Origin of the sequence: Rhodococcus sp. ACS1 (assembly GCF_002300155.1) — a bacterium.
In the GTDB taxonomy this organism is placed as follows: Bacteria; Actinomycetota; Actinomycetes; order Mycobacteriales; family Mycobacteriaceae; genus Rhodococcus_F; species Rhodococcus_F koreensis.
On record NZ_NSDZ01000004.1, the window covers coordinates 1,147,527 to 1,160,216 of the forward strand.

General features: G+C 66.9%; 11 protein-coding genes. 2 read left to right on the top strand and 9 right to left on the bottom strand.

Going from position 1 to position 12,690, the window contains the following annotated elements:
• Nucleotides 1-56: 56 nt before the first annotated feature.
• The 6 genes from CJ179_RS17540 to CJ179_RS17565 form a co-directional block, all read right to left on the bottom strand.
• On the bottom strand, nucleotides 57-851 hold the full coding sequence (locus CJ179_RS17540) for a 1,6-dihydroxycyclohexa-2,4-diene-1-carboxylate dehydrogenase (RefSeq protein WP_095862371.1): 795 nt from the start codon (nucleotides 849-851) through the stop codon (nucleotides 57-59).
• Complete coding sequence (benC, locus tag CJ179_RS17545; protein WP_095862372.1) at nucleotides 848-2,386, bottom strand: benzoate 1,2-dioxygenase electron transfer component BenC; 1,539 nt, start codon at nucleotides 2,384-2,386, stop codon at nucleotides 848-850. The genes CJ179_RS17540 and benC overlap by 4 nt, the downstream gene beginning before the upstream one ends.
• 35 nt (nucleotides 2,387-2,421) lie before the next feature.
• Nucleotides 2,422-2,931 (bottom strand): benzoate 1,2-dioxygenase small subunit, encoded by a 510-nt coding sequence (benB, locus tag CJ179_RS17550; protein ID WP_095862373.1) that lies wholly within the window; start codon nucleotides 2,929-2,931, stop codon nucleotides 2,422-2,424.
• 14 nt (nucleotides 2,932-2,945) lie between these two features.
• Nucleotides 2,946-4,322 carry a benzoate 1,2-dioxygenase large subunit gene (gene benA / locus CJ179_RS17555; RefSeq protein ID WP_095862374.1) on the bottom strand — a complete coding sequence of 459 codons (1,377 nt, stop codon included), beginning with the start codon at nucleotides 4,320-4,322 and terminating at the stop codon, nucleotides 2,946-2,948.
• Between the two features lie 178 nt (nucleotides 4,323-4,500).
• Nucleotides 4,501-5,496, bottom strand: a complete 996-nt coding sequence (locus tag CJ179_RS17560) for a 2Fe-2S iron-sulfur cluster-binding protein (protein ID WP_095862375.1) — start codon at nucleotides 5,494-5,496, stop codon at nucleotides 4,501-4,503.
• A 2-nt stretch (nucleotides 5,497-5,498) separates the two neighbouring features.
• Entirely contained in the window at nucleotides 5,499-6,710 is a 1,212-nt protein-coding gene (locus CJ179_RS17565; protein ID WP_095862376.1) for a cytochrome P450, read from the bottom strand.
• 205 nt (nucleotides 6,711-6,915) lie between these two features.
• On the opposite strand from CJ179_RS17565, the gene CJ179_RS17570 reads away from it, so the two are divergent.
• Nucleotides 6,916-7,863: an AraC family transcriptional regulator gene (locus CJ179_RS17570; protein WP_095862377.1), complete on the top strand. Its 948-nt coding sequence runs from the start codon at nucleotides 6,916-6,918 to the stop codon at nucleotides 7,861-7,863.
• Between the two features lie 22 nt (nucleotides 7,864-7,885).
• Here CJ179_RS17570 and CJ179_RS17575 read toward each other — a convergent pair whose 3' ends face one another.
• A complete protein-coding gene (locus CJ179_RS17575) occupies nucleotides 7,886-9,502 on the bottom strand; it encodes a 4-hydroxyphenylacetate 3-hydroxylase family protein (RefSeq protein WP_072947615.1) in 1,617 nt (538 codons plus the stop codon).
• 24 nt (nucleotides 9,503-9,526) lie between these two features.
• Nucleotides 9,527-10,087, bottom strand: a complete 561-nt coding sequence (locus tag CJ179_RS17580; RefSeq protein WP_095862378.1) for a flavin reductase family protein — start codon at nucleotides 10,085-10,087, stop codon at nucleotides 9,527-9,529.
• A gap of 166 nt (nucleotides 10,088-10,253) precedes the next feature.
• Between CJ179_RS17580 and CJ179_RS17585 the strand changes: the two genes are divergently transcribed.
• A complete protein-coding gene (locus tag CJ179_RS17585) occupies nucleotides 10,254-11,192 on the top strand; it encodes an AraC family transcriptional regulator (RefSeq protein ID WP_095862379.1) in 939 nt (312 codons plus the stop codon).
• Between the two features lie 10 nt (nucleotides 11,193-11,202).
• Here the strand turns inward: CJ179_RS17585 and CJ179_RS17590 are convergent, their stop codons facing one another.
• Complete coding sequence (locus CJ179_RS17590) at nucleotides 11,203-12,687, bottom strand: multicopper oxidase family protein (protein WP_095862380.1); 1,485 nt, start codon at nucleotides 12,685-12,687, stop codon at nucleotides 11,203-11,205.
• Nucleotides 12,688-12,690: the final 3 nt, after the last annotated feature.

The following is a 12,690-nucleotide window of genomic DNA, read 5'->3' on the forward strand; positions in this document are numbered from 1 at the left end:
CATCGGCGAGACGGTGCAATGCGCCCCGCCGATGAGGCGGTCGAGATCTGTGGGGGTTAGCCGAGGTCGCCACCGGCGACGGGCAGGACCGAGCCGGTGATGTACGAGGCCTCGCCCGAGGCGAGGAAGACGATCGCGGCGGCCTGCTCGTCGAGAGTGCCGTACCGCTTCATCAGGGACGAGTCGACCGTCTGGTCGACGATCTGCTGATACCAGGCCTTTTCCCGATCGGTGTCCGCGCCGGGACCGCGGGGGACACGACGCGCCGGCGCTTCGGTGCCGCCGGGAGCGGTGGCCACCACGCGGATACCGTACTGCGCCGCTTCGAGCGCGAGGGAGGCGGTGAGGGCGTTGACCCCGCCCTTCGACGCCGCGTAGGGCACGCGGTTGACACCCCGGGTGGCCACCGACGACACGTTGACGATGGTGCCCGACTGCTGCGCGATGAGGTGGGGGAGGACGGCACGGCACGTCCACAGGGTCGGGAACAGCGAGCGCTGCACCTCCGCCTGGATCTGCTCGGCGGTGTAGTGCTCGTACGGCTTGGCCCAGATGGTGCCGCCGACGTTGTTGATCAGCACGTCGAGCCGGCCGTGCTGCTGCCGCGCCTCGTCGATCGCCGCCTCGGCGTCGGCGAACTGCTCCAGGTTGGCGGTGATGCTGTGCGCCTCGGTGCCGTTCTCCCGCAAGCCCTTCGCGACGTCGTGTACGAGGTCGGCGCGGTCGATCAGGATCAGCGACGCACCCTCGGCCGCGAGTCGGGTGGCGACCGTCAGGCCGATGCCCTGCGCTGCGCCGGTAACCGCGACCACCTTGCCGTCGAATCGGTGCGGAGTGACGAATCCACTCATGCGACGGCACTCCTCTCGATGGCGCGGCACATGGTGGCCTTCGCGTGCGCGCTGTGGCTGACGATCAGGTCGTGGGCGGCGGCGCGGTCACCCCTCTCGAACGCGGCGACGATGTCAAGGTGGTCGTGCTGGATGTGCTCGTCCACCCAGTCCGCGGTGCGGAGCACCCTGGTCATCAGCTGGGTGACCTCGAGGCGGTTGTACGCCTCCAGGAGTACGTCGTTGGCGGTGCACCGGAACAGGAACTCGTGGAACGAGGCGTTGGTGTCGGTGAACGCGCCGGCGTCCGTGAAGTGGTCGTTCTCGATCGATTCGCAGGAGGTCTCGGCGAGGATCCGGTACTCGGACAGCTGTTCCCGCGTCATCCGGCCGATGGTCAGTTCCATCGCGCCGAGTTCGAGCGCCATGCGGGCGTCGAACTGCGCATCCGACTCGGACAGCGGCTGGTGCTCCTCGCCGATCTCGTACTCGGGTGCCGCCGGGGCCGCGTCCGCCGCCGGCGGTGCGGATGGCTCGGACCCGCTCGGTGTCGCCGCGTTATTGAACTTCTCGAAGTAGAAGTTCGCCGGCGTGACGCCCTCCGCCTTCAGGTGGTCGCGCACCGCTTCGACCATGGGCGGCGGGCCGCACAGGTACACGTCCACGTCGCCGTCGTTCAGGTGCGCGGGTTCGAACAGGCCGGTCACGTACCCCTTGTTCGGGGCACTGCTCGCCGGGTCGGACACGCAGTAGTCGAACGTGAACTGCGGCAGCGACTTCGTGTACTCCTCGAGCTTGTCCAGTTCCACCAGGTCCGCGTCGGACGACACACCGTAGATCAGGTGCACGGGGTGGTCGACGGCGTCGGCGCGCATCTTGTCGAGGATCGACAGCAGCGGGGCCAGCCCGGTGCCGCCGGCGAGCAGCAGTGCGCGGCGCTTCTGCTCACGCAGGAAGAAGCTTCCCATCGGGCCGGTGAACTCGAGTGCGTCGCCGACCCGTGCGCGGTCGCGGAGGTACTCCGACATCAGGCCGCCGTCGGTGATCTTGACCAGGAACGACAGTTCCTTCGACGTGGGTCCGGTGCTGAACGAATACGAGCGCGTCGCCTCGGTCCCGGGAACGGTGATGTTCACGTACTGCCCCGGGAGGAAGACGAGGTCGTCCCGGTTCGTGATGTCGATGGTGAACCCGATGGTGGTGTCGGAGAACTTCCGGATCTCCGTGATCGTCGACGTGAACGTGCCCGCCGCCGTCTTGGCGACATCCGAGGTGGTCGGGATCTGCAGCACCAGATCGCTTTCCGGCATCATCTGGCACGGAAGGCAGTAACCCTGCTCCGCCTCGTCGTCGGTGAGCGCTTCTTCGATGTAGTCGCCGCCGTCGTAGGTGCCGGACTCGCAGAGCGACTTGCAGGTGCCGCACGCCCCGTCTCGGCAGTCGAGGGGAATGTTGATGCGTGCGCGGTAGGACGCGTCGGCGACCGTCTCGTCGCCGTCACACTTGATGAAGCGGGTGATCCCGTCCTCGAAACTCAGTGCAACTTGGAAAGTCATGGAAAACAGCTCGATTCGCGAAGAATGGAAGGAGATCAGATGTGATAGATGTCGACCACGTGGTGGATGTAGTCGTTCTTGAGCACGACCTTCTTCTTCATGATCAGAGGCTGCTCACCGGAAAAGTCGATCGTGTAGAAGGAGTTCCCGAAGTACGTGTCGACCGTGTTGTACCGGAAGTAGAGCGTGAACCAGTTGAACCGGACATCCACGACTTTCCCGCGACGATCGGTGACCTCGACGTTCGAGATGTTGTGACCGGTGCGGGGTTCCGGAAGGCTCGTCGCACTCGACCTGTCGGTCTTGATGCGGAACACGCGGTCCTCGATGCCGCCGCGGTTGGCGTAGTAGATCAGCGAGATCTCGGTCATCGGGTCGATCGTCAGTTCGCCGTCGTCGGCCCACGCCGGCATCCAGAACTCGGAGTCGGGGTGATAGCACTCGATCCATTTCTCGAACTCGCGGTCGTCGAGGTAGCGGGCCTCACGGTAGAGGAACTGCTCGATGTCGTGCTGGGTGACGGTGCTTTCGGCTACTGCAGTCATGGTGATCGTCTCCCTCAGCGGTTGTTCGCGGCAACGTCGGCGTCGAGCGCCTTGGTAAGCGCCTGCACCCAGTAGCCGTGCTGGATCGGGTAGAGGCCCTCGTCCTCGGTCTTCACACCACTGGAGATGGGGTTGATGCCGATCTTCTTCGCGTCCTCGTCGGGGCCCCGGAGTTGATGCGTGACACCGCGGCTGAGGTCGTTGAACGGTGCGGCGCCGGCCTGGTACGTCTTCTGGCAGGAGCGGAACTCCTCGAGATCGTCCGGGGTGGCCATACCGGTGGCGTTGAAGAAGTCCTCGTACTGGCGGATGCGGGCGGCGCGTGCCGTCCGGCTCTCACCCTTGGGGGCGATGCAGTAGATGGTGACCTCCGTCTTGTCGACGGAGATCGGACGGAAATGCCGGATCTGCGAACCGAACTGGTCCATCAGGTACACGTTCGGGTACAGGCACAGGTTGCGGGACACCCCGATCATCCAGTCGGCGCGGTCCTCGCCGTACTCGGCGACCAGTTCGTCGCGGCGCTCGTTGAGGGGACGGTTGGCGGGGTCGGCCCACTTGGTCCACAGCAGCAGATGGCCGTTGTCGAACGAGTAGTAGCCGCCCTGCTGCTTCGACCACTTGCCGGCGTCCATCGCCTTCGTGGCGTTGGTGGACTCACCGGATTCGCGCCGCGACGTGGTCGCCGCGTAGTTCCAGTGGGTGGCGGACACGTGGTAGCCGTCGGCACCGTTCTCGGTCTGCAGCTTCCAGTTGCCGTCGTAGGTGTACGTGGACGCACCGCGCAGCACCTCGAGTCCGTCGGGCGACTGGTCGACGATCATGTCGATGATCTTCGTGGTGTCCCCGAGGTGTTCCTCGAGCGGCGGGACGTCGGCGTTGAGGCTGCCGAACAGGAATCCGCGGTAGTTCTCGAACCGCGCGACCTTGGTGAGGTCGTGGGAGCCATCCTTGTTGAACTGCTCCGGATAGCCGGCCTCGCGCGGGTCCTTGACCTTGAGCAGCTTGCCGGAGTTGTTGAACGTCCAGCCGTGGAACGGGCAGGTGAATGTGGTCCGGTTGTCCGTCTTGCGCCGGCAGAGCATCGCGCCGCGGTGGCTGCACGCATTCACCAGGGCGTTGAGTTCGCCCTCCTTGTTGCGGGAGATCACGATCGGCTGGCGGCCCATGTACGTGGTGAAGTAGTCGCCGACATTCGGGATCTGGCTCTCGTGGGCCAGGTAGATCCAGTTGCCCTCGAAGATGTGCTTCATCTCCAGTTCGAACAGGTCCTCGTCGGTGAAGACGCTTCGTCGCACCTGGTAGCGGCCGGTTTCCGAGTCTTCGATGAGTGCGTCGGCCAGCTTGGCGCGCACGTCCTCGGACGGCGCTGAGTACAGGGTTTCAGTCATGGGATCCTCCAAGATCTCCGGGGGCTTGCGCCCTGCGGGGGCGCCCGGGTCCGGCAATGGATTCCACTCTTGCAGCCTGTGCGCTGCATCACACTAGGCATTTACCGAGTACTGACTAGGACGTGTTCGGCATGCGCACGCCGGGGTCTCGGGGCCCCGGCGTGCATCGATCCCGTGATCAGCCGGCGGGGGTGAACTTCTCCCGGAAGATGCGCCGCGGAGCCATCCGCCTGCGTTTGAACGCTTTGATCCCGGCGTCGACCATCGCGGGCGGCCCGCACAGGTATCCGGAGTGGCCGCGACAGGTGTCGAAGTCCTCCACGAACGCATCGGTGACGTAACCGGACCGCCCGGACCACGCCTCGTCACTCAGGCACGGAACGTATCGGAACCCTGGGTGCGCCCGCTCCCATTCCCGCAGCAGGTCCACGTCGTACAGGTCGGCTTCCCCGCGCACGCCGTGATACAGGTGGACCGCCCGGTCCGGTTCTTTCGTGAGTGCCTGGCGAGTTATCGATTTCAGCGGGGCGAGACCGGTTCCGCCGCCGAGCAGGATCATGGGACCTTCGTCCTCCGGGTCGAGACGGAAGTCGCCGAGCGGGCCCACCATGTCCACGCGCTCACCGACGGACATCGAGCTGAACACCCAGCCGTCCGTCGCCGCTCCGCCTGGTTGCCTGCGGATGTGGAACTCGAGCTGTTTCGACTCGCCCGGCGTGTTCGCCATCGAGTACTGGCGACCGTGGCCGGTGCCGGGGACCCGCAGTTCGACGTACTGCCCTGCGGAGAATTCGAGCGGGCTGTCGAGCGTGACGAGAACACGCCTCGTGTCGCGGGCGACGTCCTCGATCGCGCTCACGGTGCCGACGAGGTCCCGCAGTGCGTGGACGTCGCCCGTGGGCGACGCGTCCAGGCGTTCGACCACCGTGTCGCTGCACGGGGTCGCCTGGCAGGCCAGCGCGAACCCCTGCTCGCGCTCGGCCGGGGACAGGGTGTTCTCGGGCGAGCGCCCGTGGTCGACGGACCCCGACACCACCCGCAGCTTGCACGTCCCGCACGTGCCCTGATTACACGAGTTCGGCATCCACACGCTGCCCCGGAGGAAGGCGTCCAGGATCGGCTGGTCGGGGCGGCATTCCACGCTGTCGGTGCCGACCGAGACGGTGAAGGTCACGGCTACACCTCCCACGTGGTCCGCAGAGCGGTCGGACCGCGGAAACCCCAGCCCCAGAACTCGACGTCTGCGCCGGCGTCGCGTTCGAGGTTCGGGATCGCCTCGAACAGCTCCTCCAGGCCGATCCGGCACACGTGGTTGGCGAAGTAGATGCCCGCACACGCATGGTTGCCGGAACCGAACGCCAGGTGGGGGAGCGGGGGACGCGTCATGTCGTAGTCGGTGGGGGCGTCGTAGACGGCGGTGTCGTGGTTGGCCGAACCGTAGGACAGCAGCACCACGGATCCCTCGGGAAGGAACACGTCCCCCAGCGTGACGTCCCGGGTGCTGATGCGGGCGGTGGCCGACCAGATCGGGGAGGTCCAGCGCATTCCCTCGGAGATCGCCCGCGGAATCAGCGCCGGCTCGTCGACGACGGCCTCCAGCTGCTCGGGGCGGGTGAACAGACCCACGAGCGTCGACGCCATGCCGTGGCCGGGCTCCTGCATCGCGCCCAGCAGGTAGACGAACAGGGTGGGGTAGATGTACTCGCGGTCGCGGACCTGCCCCTCGGGCATGCCGTCGTGCAACCAGTGCGAGATGGCGCTGTCGTCGGGGTCGACGGTCCACTTGTCGATGAGCGGATCGACGACGGCCCGGATCTCGGCCTTCGCCTCGTCGCCCTGCACGAAGCCCTCCGGGTTCGTGAATTCTCCGTTCGCGTCCACGCCCGCGTTGGTGAAGGAGTTCGACAACCGGTGGAACCAGTCGCGCAACGTGTCCGAGCTGACGTCGTTCAGACCCAGCAGATCACCGAGTGCGCGCACACTGACCGGCTCGCAGTACTGCGACACCAGATCGGCGGTGCCGTCGTTCTCGAACTGCTCCACGTAGCGCCGCGCGATGGGCCGGACGAGCCCGTCGACCCACCGATCCACCTCCGACGGTTGCAGCGCCGGGTCGACCATCGACCGCAGGTCACGGTGGATTTCACCGTTGACTCCGATCACCGCCGGGTGGCCGAACGTGCGTCCGCCGGCCTTCGTGATGATCCCCTCGAAGTCGGGGCTGTTGGCGATGGTGCGGCACAGGTCGGCGGTGGTCGCGACGAACGACCCGAGAACCGGAACGTACGCCAGGGGCGCCTCGGCGCGCAGCCGTTCGTAGACCGGGTACGGGTTGCGCTCGAGCTCCGTCATCGTGATCTCGTCGATCCAGGACAGCGTGGCGGTCATGTCAATTCTCCTCTTCGGAAACAACTTTCGCGGCCGTGGCGGCGTGGGGAGAACGTAATGCGCAGGTCGGCGGGTCGTCTAGCCACTCTGCGCGGGGTCTGGACGATGTGCGCGACAAGTTGTGATCGGCATCTCAGTTACCCTCGACCCGGAGTCCCGGCGCAGCTTCAATTGGTCGGAATCGATTCTTCAGCGAGGCAGGTGCATGACGATGGCATCGACGATCACCGAGACCCGGGACTGGGATGCGGCGTCGAGAGCGGTGGCCGGTGCGTACTTTCCCCATACGCTGACCGACCTGTCGTCGGGCGGTGCGATGACCTTGTCGATGCGGACCGTCGACTTCGGTCCCGTCACGCTCGGCAGGTTGGGCTGGGGCGCGGACGTGTCGATTGAATGTGACTACCCGGGTGCGTACGAGGTCAACATCCCGCTGTCCGGTTCGCTGGAGTCCCGTTCGCCGGGAGGCACGGTGGTGTCGCGGCCGGGGCAGGCTACCGTCTTCCGGGCGGACGAGCCGACCCTGATCACCCGGTGGAGCGGCGACTGCTCGGTGCTCGGCGTCAAATTCGACGGCGACTTCCTCGAACAGGAGGCCGACCGGATCCTCGGTTCCGAGCTGCGGACCGGGCTGCGCCTGCCCGCGCAGCTGGATCTCACCGGTGCGGCCGAAAACAGCTGGTTCCGTCTGGTGCGCTCACTGACCGCGCAACTGCGGGAGCCGGCCGACCTTCTCGCGAACCCGGTGGTCGGCCCGCAACTCGCCGGCGCGATCACGTCGGCGTTCATCCTCGCCGTCACCCCCGACGAGGAGGCCCGCCCCAGCGCCCCGCGACCGCGGATCGTCAAACGGGTCCTCGACGGACTTCACGACGATCCGGCAAGGGCGTGGACCGCGGCCGACATGGCCGAGTTGGCGGGCACCAGTGTCCGCCGCCTGCAGGAAGGGTTCCGCCAGTACGTCGGGCGCAGCCCCTCCGAATGCCTCCTCGACATCCGGCTGAGCCGCGCTCACGAAGACTTGAAGGCGCTGGGTTCGAGTGTCACCGTCTCCGAAGTCGCTGCCCGATGGCGTTTCACGCACGCGGGCCGGTTCTCCGCCGCGTACCGCCGTAGGTACGGCAAATCCCCGTCAGAGCTCGTTCGCTTCTGACGGGGAGTGCGCGTGTGTGGGGCTACTTGTTGCCGAAGTACGAGACGTCGTCGTTGCCGATGAGGTCGGGCACCGTCCAGCCGTCGAGGTCGTACTCGGCCAGGCACTGCTCGGCGAGGCCCTTCATGGAGGCGACGTCGCCGCGGTTCTCGGCGGCGAACAGCAGCTCGGCCTTGACGTTTTCGTGGTTGCCGGAGTAGTTGCGCTCGTACAGTTCGTGGCGGCCACCGAATTCGCTGCCGATCGAATCCCACAGGGCCTTCATGATCTTGACGCGTTCGACGGCGGTCATGCCGTCGGAGCCGCGAACGTACTTGTCGAGGTACGGGCGGACGTCGGGGCTCTTGAAGTCGCGTGCGCTCGAGGGGAGGTAGATCAGGCCGGACGCGACGTCCTGCTCGATGATCTCCTTGATCCGCGGGTAGCCCTGGATCATGAACATGCGGTACGTGAGGCCGTACTCGAGCTTGGGGATGACGGTGTCGCCGATCCACGGCTCGGGGTTGCGTGCCATCGATTCGGTGAGTGACCAGAACAGGTTTCGCCAGCCGATGACTTCACCGACGCGGGTCTGCACACCGCGGAATCCGCCGGCTCCGGTGGCGTCGAGGGCCTTCATCAGCATGCCGGCGATGAAGTCGAGCTTCACCGCGAGACGCGTGCAGCCCTGGAACGTGAAGCGGGGCAGGAACCCGGACTGCGGGAAGAAGCCGTTGATCTTGTCGACGTCGCCGTACATGAAGACGTTCTCCCACGGCACGAGCACCTTGTCGAAGATGAAGATGGTGTCGTTCTCGTCCATCCGGCTCGACAGCGGGTAGTCGAACGGGGAGCCCATCACGGCCGCGTTCTGGGTGAACGAGGACCGGCAGATCAGCTTCACGCCCGGTGCGTCCATCGGGACGGTGCAGATGAGCGCGAATTCCTTCTTCTTGATCGGCAGTCCGTAGTGGGCGATGAAGTTGTAGTTGGTGATGGCGGACCCGGTGGCCACGACCTTCGCGCCGGAGACGATGAGGCCGGCGTCGGTCTCCTTCTCCACCTTCATGAACACGTCACCGACCTCGTCCGGCGGGAGCTGCCGGTCGACGGGCGGGTTGATGATGGCGTGGTTCCAGTACAGGACCTTTTCCTGCGATTCCTTGTACCAGCGCTCGGCGTTGTCCTGGAACGGCGAATACAGCTCCTTGTTCGCGTGCAGGGTACCGAGGAAGGAGGCCTTGTAGTCGGGGGAGCGACCCATCCAGCCGTACGTCATCCGCGCCCAGGTGGCGATGGCGTCGCGTTCCTTCAGCAGGTCGTCCGAGGAGGTGGGGGCCTTGAAGAACGGCATCGTGACGCCGCCGTTGCCGGTGTCGGTGGACGTGGTGACCTTGTCGACGTGCTCACCGGTGTGCATCGAGTCGTAGAGACGCGCGGTCATCCGGATCGGGTTCCGGAACGCCGGGTGCGTCGTGACGTCCTCGACGCGCTCGCCGTGCAACCAGATCTCGCGGTCGTCCTTGAGGGACTCGATGTACTCGTCACCGGTCATCGGGCGGGTCGCGAAGTTCGCGGTGCGGTTGGCTTCACAGTCCGCGGCAGGGTTGACCTTCGTCGGGTCGAGCGTGGTCTCGGGAGCGCTTTCGGTGGTGGTCATGGTGGGTCCTTTCGGATTCGGCGGTCAGTGGACGGGCTGAAGGTGGAAGGGGGCGAAGGAGGTGGTGGAGTCGAACCATCCGCTGTTCGGATCGTCCATCGATCCGTTCCACGCGGCCGACGCCGACGGGGAACCGAGGTCGTGGAACGTGCTCCGGTAGAACAGCAGTGGATCCTTGCCGCTCGATTCGGCGGCCACGATTTCACCGATGAAGATGATGTGGTCGCCGCCGTCGTACTCCGCCCACGGTTCGCAGGACAGCGTGGCGGCGGCGCCGCAGAGGACGGGGGCGGTCGGTCCGTCGGCCCACACGGGTTCGGGGTTCTGCGGGCGTCCGGCGAAATGCATCGCGGTGTCCACCTGGTCCGCGGCGAGGATGTTGACGGCGAACGGCGACTTGCTCAAGTAGTTGCAGGCCTTCGACTTTCGGGTCAGGGTGATCTGGCACAGCCTCGGCTCGATCGAGACGGCGGTGAAGGCGGTGACCGTCGCTCCGTGCGGCAGACCGTCGGAGTTGGCGCACGTGATGACCGTGACTCCGCTGGCAAGCTGCCCGAAAATGTTCCGGAGTTCGCGCTGCTCCATGTTCGGAGCCTCCCTTCCTGTCCGGGGCGCTGTTGAGGTACGGAGAAACGTACGACTGCGGGAACGGGGCGTCGATCCGCTGAGCGCGGAGGTGATCCGCTTTGCGCGGCGAGTTGAGGCGGGGGCCTCGATTGCATTGCGAAGTGTGCGCGGTCACACTGGTGCCATGTCGGCCACGTCGAAGATTTCCCGCCCCGAGGACTGGGACGAGGCGTCGCACGTCGTGTCGGACGTGTACTTCCCGCACACCCTCACGCCGCTGAGCAGGTCGAAGGCCACCAATACGGTCGCGGAGGCAGTGGAGTTGGGCCCGGTGAAGATCACGCACATCGGCTGGGGTGCGGACGTGTCGATCCGGTCCGACCACCCCGGCGCGTACGCCGTCAACGTCCCGCTGTCGGGGCACCTCGAGTCGGTGACCGGCAGGAACGAGGTGATGTTGGCGCCGGGTTCCGGGACGATCTGCCCGCCCGACACGTCGACGCTCATCACCAACTGGAGCGAGGAGTGCTCGATCATCGGGGTCCGCGTCGACCGGGACCACCTGCACCGGGAAATGTCGCGGATCCTGGCCCGGCCCGACATCCAGCTACCCCCGCAGATCGATGTGACCACCGAGAACGGCGCGAGTTGGCTCGCTCTGGTGCGGTCGTTGCTGAAGCAGATGCTGGAGTCGGACGGGGTGCTGAACAACGCGCTCGTCGCGGAGCAGTTGTCGGGGGCGGTCACCACCGCGCTGGTGCTCGCCGCGGTCCCGGACGACGGGGCCGGGGTGGGATGCGCGCGTCCGCGGATCGTGAAGCGGGTGGTCGACGAGATCCACGCCGACCCGTCCCGCGCCTGGACGGCGGCCGACATGGCCGAGGTCGCCGGGGTCAGCGTGCGCCGGTTGCAGGAAGGGTTCCGCGACTATGTCGGGGTGAGCCCCCGCGACTACCTGCTGGACGTACGACTCGAACGCGTCCACGACGACCTGCTGCGCGCGAACGGTGCACAGACGGTCGCCGAAGTCGCGATGCGGTGGGGTTTCACCCACACCGGCCGGTTCGCGGCGGCGTACCGCCGCAAGTACGGTGTGGCGCCCTCGGAGGCGCTCCGGGGCTGACGGCCCGGGCTCAGTCGACGTAGGAGAAGATGGTCGCCATGCCCGCGGCGAGGTGATAGTCGTTGTGGCAGTGTGTGATCCACTGACCTGGATTGGTCGTGTCGATGTCGGCGGCGACGGTCTGGCCGGGGAGCACGATCACGGTGTCCTTCCGCGGTCCGGAGCCGTCCATCCGGGCCACCGCGAACGTGTGCCCGTGCAGGTGCATGGGATGCCACATCATCGTCTTGTTCGTGTAGACCAGCCGTACCCGCTGATCCGAGTGCACCGTCAGGGGTGTGTGGTCGGGATACGCATGGCCGTTCACCGTCCACGAGTAGGCCTTCATGTCGCCGCCGAGCGACGCCTCCAGGGTGACGGCCGGGTCGAGAACCGGTAGCCGCGCGGCCTCGGTGGCCTGCAGGTCGGCCACGGTGAGCGGCGGTGCCGTGAGTTCGGCGGGCATCACAGTGGGGGCGGGTGCCGCGCCGCCCCCGGTGCGGACCACTGCGAATCCCTGCGCCCCCTTCCCCTCGGCGACCGCGACCAGCGGGAATACCCCGTCCTGCAGGGTGACGACGGCGTCGTACCGCTCGCCCATGCCGATCAGCACCGAATCGGTGTCGACCGGATCGACGGGGAAACCGTCCGTGTCCGTGACGGTCAGCCGGTGGCCACCCAGCGCGACCCGGAACGCCGTGTCGTCGCCGGCGTTGATCAGCCGGATGCGGGCGCGTTGCCCCGCTCGGGCGGTGAAGACCGCCGGGTCGGCGGGAGTTCTGCCGTTCACGAGATACACCGGATACCGGACGTCGCCGGCGTCGCCGCCGAGCGCGGCCGACGTCATATCGGGCATGGACGCCATCCTCCCGCCCCGCAGCTCGTCGAAGACCTGCGTCGGCGTGCGATCGGTCAGCCAGTCGGACAGCACGACGACGAACTCGGCGTCGTAGTTCGCGGGTGCTGCGGGGTCGTCGACGATCAGCGCCCCGTACAGCCCGCGGCCGCGCTGGAGATCGCCGTGCGTGTGATACCAGTACGTTCCCGGGTCGGGCGGGATGAAGTCGTAGACGAATTCGTCCTCCGCCGGGATCGGGGCCTGCGTGACGTCCGGGACCCCGTCCATGTCGTTTCGGATGGCCAGCCCGTGCCAGTGCACGGTCGTGGGGTCCGGGAGCTGGTTGCGGAACCGCACCTGGACCCGGTCGCCGACGTTCGCGCGCACGACCGGGCCCGGCAGTTGCGTGTTGTACAGCCACGCCGCGGTGCGCGTACCTGCGAGGTCGACGTCGGACTGCGCCGCGGTCAGTTCGTAGGCGACAGGCCGGCCGCCGGGGAACCGCCGCGACTCGGCCTCGGCGAACGCCCGCACCTGCGGTGAATCCGGTCCGATCGCCGCCTCGGTGTTCTCGCCGCGGGCGCAGGCCGCGGCGAGTCCGAGCAGCGCGGCTCCCGCGCCCCATTGCAGCACCCGCCGCCGGGACAACTGCGCGTCGAGTGGACGGTCGCCGGGCATCCC